16 protein-coding genes are annotated in these 17,581 nt (G+C 72.1%); 5 read left to right on the forward strand and 11 right to left on the reverse strand.

The genetic code is table 11. The annotated features are described in order from the left end of the window. Positions 1-2: 2 nt before the first annotated feature. From ACTWJ8_RS19140 to ACTWJ8_RS19160, 5 genes are all read right to left on the reverse strand, one after another. The gene (locus ACTWJ8_RS19140) at positions 3-1,067 is read right to left on the reverse strand and encodes an aspartate-semialdehyde dehydrogenase (protein WP_356387105.1); all 1,065 of its coding nucleotides are present in this window, start codon (positions 1,065-1,067) and stop codon (positions 3-5) included. After that, positions 1,067-2,353, reverse strand: coding sequence for an aspartate kinase (locus tag ACTWJ8_RS19145; protein ID WP_356387102.1), 1,287 nt, complete (start codon positions 2,351-2,353; stop codon positions 1,067-1,069). Before ACTWJ8_RS19145 ends, ACTWJ8_RS19140 begins: the two co-directional genes overlap by 1 nt. Positions 2,354-2,608: 255 nt before the next feature. Next, the gene (locus ACTWJ8_RS19150) at positions 2,609-3,325 is read right to left on the reverse strand and encodes a DUF5063 domain-containing protein (RefSeq protein ID WP_443264648.1); all 717 of its coding nucleotides are present in this window, start codon (positions 3,323-3,325) and stop codon (positions 2,609-2,611) included. Then, on the reverse strand, positions 3,318-3,917 hold the full coding sequence (gene recR, locus ACTWJ8_RS19155; protein ID WP_306318459.1) for a recombination mediator RecR: 600 nt from the start codon (positions 3,915-3,917) through the stop codon (positions 3,318-3,320). Before recR ends, ACTWJ8_RS19150 begins: the two co-directional genes overlap by 8 nt. Before the next feature lie 59 nt (positions 3,918-3,976). Further along, complete coding sequence (locus ACTWJ8_RS19160; protein ID WP_443264649.1) at positions 3,977-4,321, reverse strand: YbaB/EbfC family nucleoid-associated protein; 345 nt, start codon at positions 4,319-4,321, stop codon at positions 3,977-3,979. A gap of 367 nt (positions 4,322-4,688) precedes the next feature. Between ACTWJ8_RS19160 and ACTWJ8_RS19165 the strand changes: the two genes are divergently transcribed. Then, a complete protein-coding gene (locus ACTWJ8_RS19165; RefSeq protein ID WP_443264651.1) occupies positions 4,689-5,456 on the forward strand; it encodes an SLATT domain-containing protein in 768 nt (255 codons plus the stop codon). Positions 5,457-6,704: 1,248 nt separating this feature from the next. On the opposite strand, the gene ACTWJ8_RS19170 is transcribed toward ACTWJ8_RS19165, so the two are convergent. The 3 genes from ACTWJ8_RS19170 to ACTWJ8_RS19180 form a co-directional block, all read right to left on the reverse strand. Next, positions 6,705-7,358, reverse strand: coding sequence for a hypothetical protein (locus ACTWJ8_RS19170; protein WP_356387091.1), 654 nt, complete (start codon positions 7,356-7,358; stop codon positions 6,705-6,707). Between the two features lie 69 nt (positions 7,359-7,427). Continuing rightward, on the reverse strand, positions 7,428-8,108 hold the full coding sequence (locus ACTWJ8_RS19175; protein ID WP_443264653.1) for a GntR family transcriptional regulator: 681 nt from the start codon (positions 8,106-8,108) through the stop codon (positions 7,428-7,430). A gap of 499 nt (positions 8,109-8,607) precedes the next feature. Beyond that, positions 8,608-9,963, reverse strand: a complete 1,356-nt coding sequence (locus ACTWJ8_RS19180; RefSeq protein ID WP_356387085.1) for an aspartate aminotransferase family protein — start codon at positions 9,961-9,963, stop codon at positions 8,608-8,610. A gap of 156 nt (positions 9,964-10,119) precedes the next feature. Here ACTWJ8_RS19180 and ACTWJ8_RS19185 point away from each other — a divergent pair, with 156 nt between their 5' ends. The 3 genes from ACTWJ8_RS19185 to ACTWJ8_RS19195 are packed head-to-tail and all read left to right on the forward strand — an operon-like array spanning position 10,120 to position 12,640. Then, on the forward strand, positions 10,120-10,617 hold the full coding sequence (locus ACTWJ8_RS19185; RefSeq protein WP_356387082.1) for a hypothetical protein: 498 nt from the start codon (positions 10,120-10,122) through the stop codon (positions 10,615-10,617). A gap of 53 nt (positions 10,618-10,670) precedes the next feature. Beyond that, on the forward strand, positions 10,671-11,369 hold the full coding sequence (locus tag ACTWJ8_RS19190; RefSeq protein WP_356387079.1) for a response regulator transcription factor: 699 nt from the start codon (positions 10,671-10,673) through the stop codon (positions 11,367-11,369). Beyond that, positions 11,369-12,640, forward strand: a complete 1,272-nt coding sequence (locus tag ACTWJ8_RS19195; RefSeq protein ID WP_443264654.1) for a sensor histidine kinase — start codon at positions 11,369-11,371, stop codon at positions 12,638-12,640. Before ACTWJ8_RS19190 ends, ACTWJ8_RS19195 begins: the two co-directional genes overlap by 1 nt. Positions 12,641-12,643: 3 nt before the next feature. Here the strand turns inward: ACTWJ8_RS19195 and ACTWJ8_RS19200 are convergent, their stop codons facing one another. Together ACTWJ8_RS19200 and ACTWJ8_RS19205 are read right to left on the reverse strand one after the other, a co-directional pair. Then, positions 12,644-13,450, reverse strand: coding sequence for a polyphosphate polymerase domain-containing protein (locus ACTWJ8_RS19200; RefSeq protein ID WP_443264655.1), 807 nt, complete (start codon positions 13,448-13,450; stop codon positions 12,644-12,646). Continuing rightward, positions 13,447-14,133: a DUF4956 domain-containing protein gene (locus ACTWJ8_RS19205; protein WP_356387071.1), complete on the reverse strand. Its 687-nt coding sequence runs from the start codon at positions 14,131-14,133 to the stop codon at positions 13,447-13,449. Before ACTWJ8_RS19205 ends, ACTWJ8_RS19200 begins: the two co-directional genes overlap by 4 nt. 157 nt (positions 14,134-14,290) lie before the next feature. On the opposite strand from ACTWJ8_RS19205, the gene ACTWJ8_RS19210 reads away from it, so the two are divergent. Beyond that, on the forward strand, positions 14,291-16,048 hold the full coding sequence (locus tag ACTWJ8_RS19210; RefSeq protein WP_443264937.1) for a serine/threonine-protein kinase: 1,758 nt from the start codon (positions 14,291-14,293) through the stop codon (positions 16,046-16,048). Between the two features lie 76 nt (positions 16,049-16,124). Here ACTWJ8_RS19210 and ACTWJ8_RS19215 read toward each other — a convergent pair whose 3' ends face one another. Beyond that, positions 16,125-17,408 (reverse strand): adenylosuccinate synthase, encoded by a 1,284-nt coding sequence (locus ACTWJ8_RS19215; RefSeq protein WP_356387068.1) that lies wholly within the window; start codon positions 17,406-17,408, stop codon positions 16,125-16,127. Positions 17,409-17,581: the final 173 nt, after the last annotated feature.

A 17,581-nucleotide genomic window follows, 5' to 3' on the forward strand; every position in this document is an offset into this window, starting at 1 on the left:
GCTCACATCGCGGCGAGCTCGGCCGCGACCAGTTCGGCGATCTGCGCGGTGTTCAGAGCGGCGCCTTTGCGGAGATTGTCCCCGCACACGAAGAGTTCGAGCCCGGCCGGATCGTCGAGCGAGCGTCGGACGCGGCCCACCCACGTGGGGTCGGTGCCGACAGCGTCGGCCGGCGTGGGGAACTCGCCGGCGGCCGGGTTGTCGAAGAGCACGACGCCCGGAGCGGTCGCGAGGATCTCGCGGGCCCGGTCCACGGTGACCTCGCTCTGGAAGCGGGCGTGGACGGTGAGGGAGTGGGTGGTGACGACGGGCACCTGCACACAGGTGACCGCGACCTTCAGGTCCGGCAGGCCGAGGATCTTGCGGGACTCGTCCCGCACCTTCATCTCCTCCGTCGACCAGCCGTCCTCGCACAGGTCCCCCGACCACGGCACGACGTTGAGGGCGACGGGCTCGGGGAAGGGGCCCGTACGGTCGCCGACGGCGCGGCGCAGATCGCCGGGCGTGGTGCCGAGCTCCGAGCCGGCCACGAGGGAGAGCTGCGCACGCAGCGTCTCGACCCCGGCGCGCCCCGCCCCGCTCACCGCCTGGTAGCTGGACGCGACCAGCTCGCGCAGGCCGAACTCGGCGTGCAGCGCCCCGATCGCGACGATCATCGACAGGGTCGTGCAGTTGGGGTTGGCGATGATGCCGCGCGGCCGCACGCGCGCGGCGTGCGGATTCACCTCGGGGACGACGAGCGGCACGTCCGGGTCCATCCGGAAGGCCGGCGAGTTGTCGACGACCACGACGCCCTTGGACGCGGCGACGGGCGCCCAGCGGGCGGCCACCTCGTCGGGTACGTCGAACATCGCGACGTCGACCCCGTCGAAGACGGACTCCGTGAGCGCGACGACCTCGACCTCCTCACCGCGCACGGTGAGCTTGCGGCCCGCCGAGCGCTCGGAGGCCACGAGCCGGATCTCGCCCCAGATGTCCGCGTGCTGCGAGAGGATCTGCAGCAGAACGGCGCCGACGCTCCCGGTCGCTCCCACGACCGCGAGCGTCGGACGCCTGAGTCCCGACATCAGCGGCCGGTGCCTCCGTAGACCACGGCCTCGTCGGAGTCCGAGTCGAGACCGAAGGCGGAGTGCACGGCGCGCACCGCCTCGTTCACGTCGTCGGCACGCGTGACGACCGAGATGCGGATCTCGGAGGTCGAGATCAGCTCGATGTTCACGCCCGCGTCGGTGAGCGCCTCGAAGAAGCCGGCGGTCACGCCCGGGTTGGTCTTCATGCCGGCACCGACGAGGGAGATCTTGGCGATCTGGTCGTCGTAGCGCAGCGACTCGAAGCCGACCGTGGCCTTCTGCTTCTCCAGGGCGTCGATGGCCTTCCGGCCCTCGGTCTTGGGGAGCGTGAAGGAGATGTCGGTCAGGCCCGTGGACGCGGCCGACACGTTCTGCACGATCATGTCGAGGTTGATCTGGGCGTCCGCGACGGCCCGGAAGATCTTCGCGGCCTCGCCCGGCTTGTCCGGCACACCGACAACGGTGATCTTCGCCTCGGAGGTGTCGTGCGCGACACCCGAGATGATGGCCTGCTCCACGCCCTTTTCCCCTTGCTGATTCTTCTCGATCGGCTCGTTGCTGACCCACGTGCCCTTCAGCCCGCTGAAGCTGGAGCGGACGTGGATCGGGATGTTGTACCGACGGGCGTACTCCACGCAGCGGTGGAGCAGCACCTTCGACCCGGAGCTCGCGAGCTCCAGCATGTCCTCGAAGGAGATCCAGTCGATCTTCCGCGCCTTCTTCACGACACGCGGGTCGGCGGTGAACACGCCGTCGACGTCCGTGTAGATCTCGCAGACCTCGGCGTCGAGCGCGGCGGCGAGGGCGACGGCGGTGGTGTCGGACCCACCACGACCCAGGGTCGTGATGTTCTTGCCCTCCTGGCTGACGCCCTGGAACCCGGCGACGATGGCGATGTTGCCCTCGTCGATCGAGGTCCGGATGCGGCCCGGCGTGACGTCGATGATCCGTGCTTTGTTGTGGACCGAGTCGGTGATGACACCGGCCTGACTGCCCGTGAACGACTGGGCCTCGTGGCCCAGGTTTTTGATCGCCATCGCCAGCAAGGCCATGGAGATCCGCTCTCCGGCGGTCAGCAGCATGTCGAATTCGCGCCCGGCAGGGATCGGGGAAACCTGCCCGGCGAGATCGATCAACTCATCCGTCGTGTCGCCCATCGCGGACACCACGACAACCACCTGGTTGCCGTTCTTCTTGGCGTCGACGATTCGCTTGGCGACCCGCTTGATGCCCTCGGCATCTGCAACGGAGGAGCCTCCGTACTTCTGCACGACAAGGCCCACGTGCGCTCCTCGCTCAGTCCGTCTGTCACCGCACGTACGTATGCGTACTGCGGTCGGCTCAGTCTAACGAGCGGCCGAAATCCGCCCCGGCTATATCACATCGTGAGATGTCCCGCCCACGACTTGATCACCAGGTTTCCGTTTGCCGATCTCCGGCCGCTCCGTACGAGCGCATGCCCGGCACCTGCTCCGGTAACCGGGGAAGTGGGGCGGGTCACACTCTTGACACCGGCAACGGGGTTGCGGTTGCGCCCGCTACTTGACCGGGCGAAGGCCCAGAGGACCGGCGATCTCCTCCGCCATGACCTGGCCCGCCTCCTCCTCCAGCGTGTCCTCCGCCGTCGAGAGGTCCTCGTCGGTGTCGAGGCCGTCGAGGTCGTCGAGGGGCTGGTTGAGACGGACGTGCGCGACCAGGGACTGGAGGGCGCGCAGCGTCGCCGAGGCCGTCGACCCCCAGTTGGAGAAGTACGAGAACTGCCACCACCACAGCGCCTCGGTGATCCGGCCCGCGCGATAGTGCGCCATGCCGTGCCGCAGGTCGGAGATCACGTCCGCCAGGTCGTCCGAGATCCGCGCGGCGACCGGCGCCTTGCGCGGCTCGTACGGGTCGAAGACCTCCGAGTACACGTCGACCGGGTCGAGCATCGCGGCGAGCCGCTCCCGCAGGTCGTCCATGTCCGGCTCGGCGCCCAGGTCCGGCTCGTAGCGCTCGTCCGGGAGGATGTCCTCGTGCGCGCCCAACCGGCCGCCCGCGAGCAGCAGTTGGGAGACCTCCAGGAGCAGGAACGGCACCGCCGAGTCCGGCTCGTCACCCTTGGCGATCTCGGTCACGGCCACGATGAACGACTCGATCTGGTCCGAGATCTGAACCGCGAAGTCGTCCGGGTCCTGGTGCGTGGCGTGCAGCGCGACGGGATCGGGCGCGGCCTGCTCGGTCCGCGGCGCGGCCGTCTTCTGTGGCGTCTTAGACATCTAGGAGTCTTCTCCCCTCGAAGGCGCGGCCGAGGGTCACCTCGTCCGCGTACTCCAGGTCGCCCCCGACGGGGAGGCCGCTGGCCAGGCGGGTGACCTTCAGGCCCATGGGCTTGATCATGCGGGCGAGGTACGTCGCCGTGGCCTCGCCCTCGAGGTTCGGATCGGTGGCGAGGATCAGCTCGGTGACCGTGCCGTCGGCGAGGCGGGCGAGCAGCTCCCTTATCCGCAGGTCGTCCGGGCCCACGCCCTCGATCGGGCTGATCGCGCCACCGAGCACGTGATACCGCCCGCGGAACTCACGGGTGCGCTCGATCGCGACGACGTCCTTGGGCTCCTCCACGACACAGATCACGGAGCCGTCCCGCCGCTGGTCGCGGCAGATGTTGCAGAGCTCCTCCTGCGCGACGTTTCCGCACGTCGCGCAGAAGCGGACCTTCGCCTTGACCTCCATCAGCGCCTGCGCGAGCCGCCGTACGTCGGTGGGCTCCGCCTGCAGCACGTGGAAGGCGATCCGCTGCGCGCTCTTGGGACCGACGCCGGGCAGCCTGCCCAATTCGTCGATGAGGTCCTGGACCACGCCTTCGTACACGGATTGCCTTCCTGCTGCTTACGGTTGTCGCTTGGTACGTACGGTAGTTGGCGGCGGGGTCAGAAGGGGAGACCCGGAATGCCGCTGCCGCCGCCGAGGCCCTGGGCGAGCGGGCCGAGCTTCTGCTGCTGGAGGGTCTGCGCGTTCTCGTTCGCCGCCTGGACCGCCGCGACCACCAGGTCGGCGAGGGTCTCGGTGTCCTCCGGGTCGACCGCCTTCGGGTCGATCACGAGACCCCGCAGCTCGCCGCCGCCGGTCACCGTCGCCTTGACGAGGCCGCCGCCCGCCTGGCCCTCGACCTCCGTCTGCGCCAGCTCCTCCTGAGCCTTCGCGAGGTCCTGCTGCATCTTCTGGGCCTGCTGGAGCAGCTGCTGCATGTTGGGCTGGCCACCACCGGGGATCACGATCAGCTCCTGTTCCGGTCCGCTTCCGGTCCGTGCACGTCGTCGGGGCGGGGCGTATGTCTGCGGTTGTCCGCCGGTGCCCCTTGGTCCGAGCCTACGTGGTCGGGGAGCCGCCCGCCCCGGCGACCTGAAGCCTCGCAGGGGCGCGCGGCGGTCCGTCCGACCGGGTTTCCGGTCTGCACTCTTTCGAGTGAGATGGGTTGCTTTCTATACCTGATCAACGACCACTTCCGGGCGGAGATCCGGTGAAAACTGGGCTTCGACCACCCATTGGGCGGTAGGAAGATGACGCACGACAGGCCCTGGGGGCCGGATCCCTCCGACCACAGGGCGTGGCCCCAGCCATGATCAGTCGAGGGAGTTCCGGGTGAGTCAGCCGGATATGCAGCCCGAAGGTGCGTCCCACGAAGGGGCGGGCACGGGCGAGGACGGCGACCGGGGCGCCCGCGGCGGCAGAAGCCCTCGGCAGGGCGATCTCACCGGACGTACGTTCCCCCTCGGCGACTGGAACGAGCCGGCCGAGCGCCTCGACGAGCTGTACCGCTGGGTCGAGCAGGGCGCGCTGCGCACGGCGGACTGGTATCTCGCGGACCGGGTGTGGAAGCGGCGGGGGGCGCGGGCGCTGCGGGCGGGGACGGTCCTTGGGGCGGTCTGCGGGGGCGTGCTCCCGCTCCTCGACCTCACCGGTGTGCTGGGCGGCGCGGCTCCCTGGGGGTATCTGTCGCTGCTCGTCGCGGTGGCGTGCGTGGCGTGCGACCGCTACTTCGGGCTGACGTCCGGGTGGATACGGGACGTGGCCACGGCGCAGGCCGTGCAGCGGCGGTTGCAGGTGCTGCAGTTCGACTGGGCGTCGGAGAACGTACGGGAGGTCCTCGGGCCCACCGAGGGGACGGCCAGTGAGGCGGCGGAGCGGTGCCTCGGGGTGTTGCGGCGGTTCTCGGACGACGTGACGGAGTTGGTGCGGGCGGAGACGGCGGACTGGATGGTCGAGTTCCGCTCCGGCCCCGCGCCGCTGACCCTCCAGGCCTCGGTTCCCTCGCCCTCCCGCCCCACGGACCAGCCCACCAGCCGCTTTCCGCTTCCGCCGGGCACCCGTCCCAACATGCCGCGGCAACGTCCTCCGGAGCCCCGCTAGGGCGCTCCGCTTGTCTTGACCGGCCGCCCCCGGCTGGGCGCGAACCTTGCCGTGGTCGCCGCGTGACGTCCGGTTTCCCCGGCACCGGGGGCCTGGGTGTCGCCATGGTCGACGCCCGACGGTCCGGCTTCCACGGCACCGGGGTCCCGAACCTTGCCGTGGCCGACGCCCGACGTCGGGTTCCCGCGGCACCGGGCGCCTGTGCTCTGCCGGGGCACGTGGGCCGCACCGCGGTTTGCCCCGTTGCCCACCCATCTCCCACCCACCCGCCCCCTCCGGGGGCTCGGCCCCCGTGGGCCCGGGGCCTGCGCCGTGGCCAGCGCCTGACGAAGGCGCGGCCCGCACCGGGCGCCACCTTGCCCACACGTGACCGGGGCCCAACGTCCGATTACGCGGCACCACGCTCCCCGTAACCGGGCCCGGCCGTCCGCTTGCACGGCACCGCGACGACGGCTGCACCGGAGCCGACGCCCTACCTGCCGTGACGCGCGGGCCGCACCACGATCTGCCCCGTTGCCCGCCTATCTCCCACCCACCCGCCCCCTCCGGGGGCTCGGCCCCCGTGGGCGGCCCAACTCGACGGCTCGCGGCCTGCCCGTTTCGGCGCGCTGCACCGGGCCGCGTAGCCAGCACCGGGGGACCCCGGTGTGGCCTGACCCCTGCAGCCCTGGGTGCCCCGGGCGGGGGCTGGAGGAGGCAGATGCCCAAGCCGGGTGCGGCCGACCGCGGCGGGTGGGGCCGTCCTGGCGGCGGTTACCACGACGCCGGTGTGGCTGACCGCAACGGGTCGGCAAGCCGTTCCGGCGGTCGGTTGCCCGAGGCGCGGTGTAGTTCGCCCACCGGGTGGGGAGCCGTTCCGGAGGTCCTGACCGAAAGGCGGTGGCGACTGCCCGGCAGGGTGGGTGGGCCGTCCCGGAGGTCGCTTGACGGAGGCGGGTTGTGGTCGACCGGACGATGGGCGGGAGGTCGTCCCGGCGGCCTCTTGTCCGAGGCGCGGTGCAGCCACCGCAGCCGTTGCGGTGCCCCGGGGCGCCTACGCCCCCGGAGGGGGCGGGTGGGTGGGAGATTGGGCGGCGGCAGCGGCGGCAAGGGCCGGGCAGCGGGCTGCCTGGTAGGGGCGGGCGGTGCCGGTAGGTGTTTCGAGCCCCTGCGGCGATTGAGCAGCGGGGGCCGGGGCGGAGCCCCGAGGCGTAGGAACGGGTGGGCGATGGGCCCGCCGGGGCGGGTCCCCGAGGTGGAGGGGGTGGGTCAGCTGAAGATGAGCATGGAGGATTGGGCGAGGCTGCGGGTGGCCGCCTGGTGGAGGCCCAGCCACACATGACGTTCACGGGCGAACGGGCCGTCGTCGTGCACCGGAACCGTCGCCGCCGGCTCCTCCAGGGACGTAGGAGCAACCGGCGGCGCCGGCGCCTGCGGCGGGTTGGCCGGGTCGATGCCGATCGCGGGGCCCACGTACTCCAGCTCCCGCAGCAGACCGTGCGACGACCCCAACGGTCCCCCTCCGGCCAGGAGTTCGTCGTTGGACAGAGGCGCGGCGAAGTCCACGGGAACGTACGCCCCCGCGTGGTCGTAGTGCCACACCAGATGCGAACTCTGCGCCGTGGACTCGAACATCTCCAGCAACTGCTCGTAGTCCCCGCCCAGTTCGTCGACCGGCGTGACGGCGAGGCCGCAGATCTGGAGCAGGTACGCGCGGCGCAGGAAGTGCAGCGCGTCGTAGTCGAACCCCGCCACCGGCGCCACGTCCCCGGCGAGCCCCGGCATGTACGCGTGCACCGGCACCGGTGGCAGTCCTGCCTCGTTCAACGCCTTGTCGTAGAGCGCGAGTTCCTCGGCGAACGGATTGTCGGGGCTGTGGCACAGCACGTCGACCAGGGGGACAAGCCACAGGTCACAGGCCAAGGGGGCTCCTCAGTATCGGCGTCGTACTCAGCGTAGTGGGCTGCGCGGCAGTGTTGACCTGTCTTGCGCCTACCCGTTCAGAGTCTCGATCAACGACAGCGAGTCGTCGTTGTACGAGGCGATGAGCGCCTGCGCGGCGTCGGGGTCGCCGGCGACGAGCGCGTCGACGAGCGCGCAGTGCCCCGCCCACAGCCGGCCCCTGAGGTCGCCGGCGGCGCGCAGCAGCGGGACGGCGCACATCCAGGACTGGACGCGCAGCCGGTGGAAGAAGTCGGAGAGGTACGGGTTGCCGAAGAGGGCGGAGAGTTCGCGCCAGAAACGGAGGTCGTAGCCGATGAGGACGTTCAGGTCGCCTGCGGTCGCGGCGCGGGCGGCCTCCTCGCCGCGGCGGCGCACGCCCGCGAGGGCGTCGGCGGTCTGCGAAGCGCGGGACGGGTCGGCGGAGAGTCCGCGGAAGATGCCGTCGGCGACGAGGCTGCGGGCCTCGATCATGGCGCGGTAGTCCGTGAGGGAGTACTCGTGGACGCGGAATCCGCGGTGCTGCGCGGAGTCGAGGAGGCCCTGGGCGGAGAGGTCGACGAGGGCTTCGCGGACGGGGGTGGCGGACACGCCGTAGCCCTCGGCGATCTCCTTGACGGTGAATTCCTGGCCGGGGGTCAGGCGGCCCGCGAGGATCTCGTCGCGGAGGGCGTCGGCGATCTGCTGGCGCAGGGTGGAGCGGGTGACGGCGGGGCCGTCGGGTACGGGCACGGGTCGGGTCCCCCGGTTCGGCTGGCGGTCGGTGTGGCTGGCCAGGTTACGCCGGGTCTCCCGTTGCCCGGCACCGTGCGCCTCCCCGGGGCCGACGCCTCCCGCGGGCCCGGCCTGCACCGGGGGCTGCCCGTAGCCGTCGCGGCTCCCGGGGGTGCCGACGCCCCCGGAGGGGGCGGGTGGGCGGGAAATTGAGCGGCGGAGTCAAAGAGCGCGGGGCCCCGAAGCGTTAGCCTCGGGGCCCCGGCCTCCCGGACAACCCAACCTCCCGGGGCCCCGCCCTCCCGGACAACCCGACCTCCCGGGGGCCCGCCCTCCCGGACAACCCGGCCTCCCGGACAACCCGGCCTCCCGGGGCCCCGCCCTCCCGGACGACCCGGGGCCCGGACAACCCGGCCTCCCGGACAACCCGACCTCCCGGGGCCCCGCCCTCCCGGACGACCCGGGGCCCGGACAACCCGACCTCCCGGCCTCCCGGTCGGCCGGGTCCCCGGACAGGTCAGGCGACGTGCGCGTCCGCCGCCGTCAGTGCCGCGTCGAGGGACGTGAGGCCCTCCTTGAGTTCCGACTCCGTGATGTTCAGGGCCGGCACCACGTGCGTGCGGTTCATGTTGATGAAGGGCCACAGGCCGTTCGCCTTGGCGGCGGCGCCGAACGCCGCCATCGGGGCGTTCGCCTCGCCCGCCGCGTTGTACGGGACGAGCGGCTCGCGCGTGGCCCGGTCACGTACCAGCTCGAGCGCCCAGAACATGCCGACGCCGCGCACCTCGCCCACCGACGGGTGCCGCTCGGCCAGCTCGCGGAGGGCCGGCTCGACGACCTCCGCGCCCATGCGCGCCGCGTGCTCGACGATGCCCTCCTCCTCCATCACGTTGATGGTGGCGACGGCGGCCGCGCAGGCCAGCGGGTGGCCGGAGTAGGTCAGGCCACCGGGGTACGGGCGCTTCGCGAACGTTTCCGCGATGGCCCCGGAGATCGCGACGCCGCCCAGCGGCACGTACCCCGAGTTCACGCCCTTGGCGAAGGTCATGAGGTCCGGCGTGACGTCGTACAGGTCGGCCGCGAACCACTTGCCCGTACGCCCGAAGCCCGCCATGACCTCGTCGAGGACGAACACGATGCCGTAGCGGTCGCAGAGCTCGCGGACGCCGGCCAGGTAGCCCTTCGGCGGCAGCATGATGCCCGCCGTGCCCGGCACCGACTCCAGGATGATCGCTGCGATCGTGGACGGGCCCTCGAACTGGATCGTCGATTCGAGGTGCTCGAGGGCACGCTCGCACTCCTGCTCCTCCGTCTCCGCGTAGAAGCGGGAGCGGTAGAGGAACGGCGCCCAGAAGCGGGCCACACCCGCGCTGCCGGTGTCGCTCGCCCAGCGGCGCGGGTCCCCCGTGACGTTGATGGCCTGCTGCGTACCACCGTGGTACGAGCGGTACGCGGAGAGCACCTTGGGGCGGCCCGTGTGCAGGCGGGCCATCCGCAGGGCGTGCTCGACGGCGTCGGCGCCGCCGTTCGTGAAGAAGATCTTGTCGAGGTCTCCGGGGGTGCGCTCGGCGATGAGGCGTGCGGCCTCGGAGCGCGACTCGATGGCGAAGGCCGGGGCGAAGGTCGTCATCTTCGCGGCCTGCTCCTGGATCGCGGCCACGACCTTCGGGTGCTGGTACCCGATGTTCGTGTAGACGAGCCCGGAGGTGAAGTCGAGGTAGCGGTTCCCGTCGTAGTCCCAGAAGTAGGAGCCTTCGGCGCCGGCGACGGCCAGCGGGTCGATCAGCTCCTGTGCCGACCAGGAGTGGAACACGTGCTTGCGGTCCGCGGCCTTGACGGCGGCGCCGACCTGGGGATTCGGCTGAGGGGTCATGGGGCCGAGGGTAAATGCGGGATGCACCGGCACACCATCGGCGTCCTGTCTGTGGGACGCCGAGGAACCCGACAGACTGTCGCCCCGCCTCCCGGTGGGACGTTCCGGGGCTGCTTTTAGCGTGGCGTTAGGAAACCGTCGGGCAGGCTTGTCCGCATGACCGAGCCGAACGCGCGCCGCTGGCGCAACGTCGCCGTGACCGCGGCCTGGGTCGCCGTGGGCACGACGGCGGGGGCACTCGGCGCCTGGCAGCTCGCCGGTTCCGACGCGAGCGCGGGCACCGGCACGCACGGCCACCCGCTCGACGACGCCGCGGTGCACCGCGCCCTGGCGTCCGCGCAGGCGTCGACACCCCGCACCACCACCTCGTCCGCCGCCCCGGCCCCCGCCGACCAGCGCCGCACGCTCCGCTTCACGGGCGGCTCGGCGACGGTCGAGTGCGGGACGGACGGCAGCGTGTACCTGGTGTCGTGGAGCCCTGCCGACGGTTACGAGATCGATGACGACGTCGTACGCGGCCCGGGGCGGGTGGCCCGCCTTGAGGCGGAGCCGTCCGACGACGACAGCCCTGACCGGCATTACGAGATCCGGTGTCCGGCCGGTTCGGGCGCGCCCCGGGCCGTACTGGTCCCCGACGACGATGACGACGACTGACGTCGGCAGGACCCCGCAGGGGCCCGCGGGCGGCCCACACATACGGTGATCAAATGCCACACCTCCTGGTCGTCGAAGATGATCCCGCTCTGCGGAACGCCCTGGTCCGCGCCCTGCGCGACCGCGGTCACGCCGTCGCGACCGCCGCCACCGGCATGGCCGGTCTCGACGCCGCCGTCACCGACAGGCCCGACCTCGTCGTGCTCGATCTGGGCCTGCCCGACGTGGACGGCTCCCGCATACTCCGGATGCTGCGCGCGGTGAGCGACGTACCGGTGATCGTGGCGACGGCCCGCGACGAGGAGCCGGAGATGGTCGCGGTGCTGGGCGACGGCGCGGACGACTACATCGTGAAACCGTTCGGCGCGGCCCAGCTCGACGCCCGGATCAAGGCGGTGCTGCGCCGCCTCGGTCTGCCGGGCGACACCGAGGAGCCGCTCACGGTCGGCGGGCTCGTGCTGGCGCCCGCGTCCCGCGAGGTCACGCTCGACGGGCGGCCGCTCGATCTGACGCCGCGCGAGTTCGACCTGCTGGCCTACCTCGCCCACCGGCCGGGACAGGTCGTCTCGCGCCGCGAGCTCCTCGCCGAGGTGTGGCAGCAGCCGCTGGGCGGCGCCGACAAGACGGTCGACGTGCATCTGTCGTGGCTCCGAAGGAAGTTGGGCGAGACGGCCCAGGCGCCGCGCTATCTGCACACCGTACGCACGGTGGGTGTGAAGCTGATGGCGCCCGACGAGCAGGCGGAGGCGTAGTGCGCCGCACCCTGCTGCTGCTCACCGCGGCCACCACCGCCCTCGTCCTGACGGCGCTGCTGGTGCCGCTGACCCTGCTGACCCGCAGCCACGCCGCGGACCGTACGACCGCGGAGGCGACGGCCCGCGCCCAGTGGGTGGCCGCCGCGATGGGTCCCACGCTGCACAGCCCGGACGAGCGGGCCGGCGCCGAGCAGGCCGTCGAGAGCGTCAACTCCGGTGACCAGCCGGACACTTCGCTGATCTTCGCCGACGGGAAGGTGATCGGCGCCCCCGCGGCCGTCACCGACGCGGTGCGCCTCGCGCGCGCGGGACGTGCCTTCACGTACGAGCCGCCGGGCGGTGGACGCCAGGTCCTGGTGCCGGTGCAGGGTGCCGAGGGCGGCACGGCGGTCGTCCAGGTGAGCCTGACGAGCCGGCAGTTGTACGACGGGATGCTCTCGTCGTGGCTGACGCTGGCCGGCATCGGGCTCGGGCTCGTGCTGATCGGGCTGCTGCTCGCGGACCGGCTCGGGGCGCGGCTCGTCGGCGCGACGCGGGCGCTGGCCGGGACCGCGGACCGGCTCGCGGGCGGCGATCTCACGGCCCGCGCCGAGCCTCAGGGGCCGCCGGAGCTGCGGTCCGTCGCCGCCGAGCTGAACCATCTCGCGGCCCGCATCGACGAGCTGCTCACCGCCGAGCGGGAGAACGCGGCCGACCTCGCGCACCGGCTGCGCACGCCCGTCGCGGCGCTGCGGCTCGACGCGGAGGGGCTGCGGGACGCGGAGGAGGCCGAGCGGATCGCGGCGAGCGTCGCGGCGCTGGAGCGGGGCGTGGACGACGTCATCCGCAAGGCGCGCAAGCCGCTGCGCGGGGCTGCGGGCGCGGACCTCGCGGCGGTCGCCCGTGAACGCGCGGACTTCTGGGAGCCGCTCGCCTCGGACCAGGGGCGGGACTTGGAGGTGTCGGTGCCGGACGCGGTGGTGTCGGTGCCCGTGCCGGAGGACGAGCTGGAGGCGGCGCTCGACGCGCTGATCGGGAACGTGCTGGACCACACGCCGCAGGGGGTCGGTTTCCGGGTGTGCGTCCGGGTGGACGGGTCCGCCACCGAGCTGACCGTCTCCGACGAGGGGCCCGGCCTTCCGGCGGAGGCCGGGGCCCGCGGCGCCAGCGGGGGCGGTTCCACGGGCCTCGGCCTCTCGATCGTCCGCCGCACGGCCGAGGAGACCGGGGGGACGGTCTCCTTCGGCTCGGGCGGCCCCGGGGCGGTCGTCACGCTCCGGTGGGGGTGACGGTCAGGCCGCGGCGGATGCGATCCGGGGGAAGGCCTCACGGACCGCTCGCGACCACCGGTTCACGCCCAGTTCGGGCCGGAGCGCCGCGAAGCCGCCGCAGTACTTGGTGAACTCCGCCGCGCGGACGCCGAAGCGGTGGAGGACCCGGTCCGCCTCCGTGAGGTGGCCCCGCGTCTTCGTCTCGACGAGGACGAGACCCCCGTCCGCGCGGGCCGTCCGCCCGTCGGAGAGGTCCCGCACCGTGAGCCCCGCGTCGCACGTGATCCGCTGCCCGTCGGCGACGAACGTGGCGCGCTGGTAGTCCGTGACCAGCGACGGCGCGAGCCCGTCGGGGGCCTCGATGCCGTACGCCCCGCCGAGCACCCCGGCGAGGAAGCCCTGCTGCGCGGCGTCGAGCGGACGCTCCTCGCCGTCGAGGCGGCGGCGGTGCTTGACCGTCTCGCCCCGCCCGTTCTTGAGCTTGACCTCGAACTGCCGCTCCCCCGTGTCCTGGTAGAGCCGCTCGCGGATCTTGTAGCGGAGCCGCCGCCCCTGCCGGTGGTCGTGGTAGGTGCGCAGGTCGGCGGTGTCGTAGTAGGTCGATCTGTACGAGAACCAGCGCCGGCCGTTCACGGAGAGCGAGCGGAACGGGCCCTCGGGGCGGCGCGGGTCGGTCAGCAGCGCCGCGAAGTCCTCGAAGACCTCCACCGGCACCAGATAGCTGTTGTCGTAGCGGGCCAACAGCTCTGCCCTGTTGTTGAGTTCGTCGAGCGACAACGGCTTGGCGGCGAGGGCGGCGCGCCCGATGGCGCGTACGGCGGGGATCACACGGTCTCCTGGTGATAGGCGGCTGCGGTCTTCGTCGTACTGCGAGGCTCATGACGGTCATGAGCGCCACTGTGGGTACGAGTGGTACGTATGGGCGCCTCCGATCGTTCCCGCACGTCCGGCTGGCGGAATCGAACTTCCACGACCATGAGGTCGCGTACGTAGTCGATCTCCCGCACGGTCCAACCATGGGGCTGTCCCACGCGCCTCGCCAGTTCGCCGCGGAGTTCGTCCTCGTCGGCGTACACGGCGTCGAGGGTGACGACGGCCCTGCGGTCACGGGCGTACAGGCGCGGATGGTCGGCGACGTAGACGACCACGAGCAGCAGCGCGGCGAGCGCGGCGGTCACTCCGAGGCCGAGTGCGCGCAGCCCGCACAGCAGCCCGAGGACCAAGGTCACGAAGTAGTAGGCCACTTCCTGGTGCCGCAGCGCGTCGGAGCGCAGCCGCACGATGGACAGCACGCCGAACAGGCCGAACCCGAGGGCGAGACCGCCGCCCCTGCCGACTTCGCCGAGCGCGGCGACGACCGCGAACAGGGCGACGTTCAGGGCGAGATAGGCGGGCACCAGCTCACGGCTGCGGTGCCGCGGGTAGAAGATGCCGAAGGTCAGCAGGGCCACGGCCAGCAGGTCGAGGCCGAGATGGGCGCCGAGCCCGACCACGGGTGGGAGGTTGTCCATGGCCCTCACGCTAGGGACGGCCGGGTTAAGGCCGCCCCCAGGGACGGTTAACGATCCCCGGAACCGTTGCGCCCACGGGGCCCCTCTCTGTCGTAGGTCCGCACTATTCTCAGTTCGTTGCACACATACCGGGGGAGGGTGGCGCGACATGGAGGGAATGCAGAGCATCGGGGCGTATCGACTGCTCGGCCGGCTCGGGGCGGGCGGCATGGGCGAGGTGTATCTGGCGCGTTCGGAGCGGGGGCGCACGGTCGCCGTGAAGGTGGTGCGCGAGGAGCTCGCGGCGCAGGAGGAGTTCAGGAGCCGGTTCCGCCAGGAGGTGGCGGCGGCGCGCAGGGTCGGCGGCGCGTGGACGGCTCCGGTGCTCGACGCGGACACGGACGCGGACGTCCCGTGGGTGGCGACGGGGTACGTGGCGGGGCCCAGCCTCCAGCAGGTCGTCTCGCACGACTACGGCGCGCTGCCGGAGCGTTCGGTGCGGGTCCTCGCGGCCGGTCTCGCGCACGCGCTGAAGGACATCCACGCGGCGGGCATCGTGCACCGCGACCTCAAGCCGTCGAACGTGCTGATGACGATCGACGGGCCGCGGGTCATCGACTTCGGGATAGCGCGGGCGCTGGAGACGCTGGCCGACGGGGGTCTTACGCGCACGGGGGCGCTCGTCGGCTCGCCCGGTTTCATGGCACCGGAGCAGGTGCGCGGCGACCGGATCACTCCGGCGTGCGACGTGTTCTGCCTGGGCTCGGTGCTCGCGTACGCGGCGTCGGGACAGCTCCCGTTCCGTACGTCGAACAGCGGGGTGCACGCCCTGATGTACCGGATCGCGGAGGAGCCGCCGGACCTCGCGGGGCTTCCGGAGGGCCTCCAGGACCTCGTGCGTGACTGTCTGCGCAAGCGTCCGGAGGACCGGCCCTCGCTCGACGCGATCCTGGAGCTGACCGGGGCCGAGGGCACGCTGGGCGACGGCGGCCGCACCCGCGACCCGTGGCTGCCGGGCGCCCTCGTGGCACAACTCGCGCGGCACGCGGCGAAGTTGCTGGACACGGAGAACCCGGAGCGCACGGCCGCGGTGGCGCGGCCCGCGCCACCGCCCGACCCTCCGGAAACGCCGGAGCCCGCGACCCCGCCGCCACCCGGGCCACCGGCCCCCGCCGCGCCCGCTCCCCCGCCTCCCGGCACCCCCGGCTCCGCCCCGCTGAACCATCTGCCGACGGTGGTCTCGCACGGGACACCGCCGCCGCCCGCGCCCACCCCGCCGTACGGGCATCCGCAGGGCCCCTGGGGTCCGACGCCGGCCTACGGGCCGCCGCCGCCCGAGCCGCCGCCGCGCCGCAATCGCTCCACGCCCGCCCTGATCGCCGTCGCGCTGATCGTGGCCATCGGGGCGGGGGGCTCGGTGTACGCGCTGATGAACGGCGACGGCAAGCCCACGGGCCGCGCCGACGACAAGGTGTCCCCGTCCTCCGCCGCGCCCGCGGCCGACGACACGGCCGCCGACACCGACTCCGGGGAGCCGTCCTCCGCCTCGCCCCGGGAGGAGTCCCCGCGGTCCGCCGCCGCGGGCGACATCCCCGCCGGGTTCCTCGGCACGTGGGAGGGCGCGATCGACAACGCGTCGGGGCACCACCCGCGCAGCATCACGCTCCGGCAGGGCTCCGAGGGCGACCCGGTGTTCTCGCTGACGGCGGACGGCTACCAGAAGAACGGCGATCCGTACCACTGCGTGTTCGAGGGCCGCCTGGAGTCGGCGACGTCGTCCACGGTCCGGATAGGGCCCACGGACCCGACCACGGCGGAGCCCGCGGACGCCTGTCGGCCGGGCGAGTCCAGCACGATCACGCTCACCGGCGACGGCCGCCTGGAGCGCGTCATGTCGGGCGACGGAAAGCCGCTGACGTACGACAAGGCGAGCTGACGCGCCAAGAGAAGGGCGAGAAACGCGAACGCCCCGGCCCGCCGCAGCGGACCGGGGCGCCGAAGCCCGGGAGGGCCTACAGGAACGAGTTGACCTCGATCGTCTCGTCGCGGCCCGGGCCGACGCCGATCGCGGAGATCGGGGCGCCGGACATCTCCTCGAGCGCCTTGACGTAGGCCTGCGCGTTCTTCGGGAGGTCCGCGAAGGTCTTGGCCTTCGTGATGTCCTCCGACCAGCCCGGCAGGTACTCGTACACCGGCTTCGCGTGGTGGAAGTCGGTCTGCGAGTACGGCAGCTCCTCGACGCGCTTGCCGTCGATCTCGTACGCGACGCAGACCGGGATCTGCTCCCAGCCGGTGAGCACGTCGAGCTTCGTCAGGAAGAAGTCGGTGAGGCCGTTCACGCGGGTCGCGTAGCGGGCGATGACCGCGTCGAACCAGCCGCAGCGACGGTCACGGCCGGTGGTGACACCGCGCTCGCCGCCGATCCGGCGCAGGTCCTCGCCGTCCTGGTCGAACAGCTCGGTCGGGAACGGGCCGGCGCCGACACGGGTCGTGTACGCCTTGAGGATGCCGATGACGCGGCTGATCTTCGTCGGGCCGACGCCGGCGCCCGTGCAGGCGCCGCCCGCGGTCGGGTTCGACGAGGTGACGAAGGGGTACGTGCCGTGGTCGATGTCGAGCAGCGTGCCCTGGCCGCCCTCGAACAGCACGACCTTGTCGTCCTCGAGCGCGTTGTTGAGGATCAGGGTGGTGTCGGCGACGTAGCCCTTGATCTTGTCCGCGTAGCCGAGGAGCTCCTCCACCACCTGCTGCGCCTCGATGGCGCGGCGGTTGTAGAGCTTCGTGAGCAGCTGGTTCTTGACCTCGAGGGCCGCCTCGACCTTCTGGGTGAGGATCGACTCGTCGTAGAGGTCCTGGACGCGGATGCCGACGCGGTTGATCTTGTCCGCGTACGTCGGGCCGATGCCGCGGCCGGTGGTGCCGATCTTGCGCTTGCCGAGGAAGCGCTCGGTCACCTTGTCCACGGTGACGTTGTACGGCGTGATGATGTGAGCGTTGCCGCTGATCAGCAGCTTCGACGTGTCGACGCCGCGCTCGTTCAGACCGCTCAGCTCGGAGAGCAGGACCGACGGGTCGACGACGACACCGTTACCGATGACCGGCGTGCAGTCCGGGGAGAGGATCCCGGAAGGGAGGAGATGCAGCGCGTACTTCTGGTCGCCTACGACGACCGTGTGACCGGCGTTGTTGCCGCCCTGGTAGCGCACCACATAGTCCACGGATCCACCGAGCAGGTCGGTGGCCTTTCCCTTGCCTTCGTCACCCCACTGAGCACCGAGCAGCACAAGTGCGGGCACAGGCGTACACCCCTTCCGGGCGGGGCATGTCCAAGGTCAGGGGCCGTTGCCGCGGCGGTGCGGCGAGCCTTCGTAAGCCTTGGGGTGCCCCGGAATAGACGAAGCCCCTGGCGCAATAGCGCAAGGGGCTCTTGCACAAAGATGCTACCCGAGGAAGCGAGGCAAGGCCGAGG

The sequence above is a fragment of the Streptomyces sp. SDT5-1 genome, assembly GCF_052245995.1.
Lineage (GTDB): Bacteria > Actinomycetota > Actinomycetes > Streptomycetales > Streptomycetaceae > Streptomyces.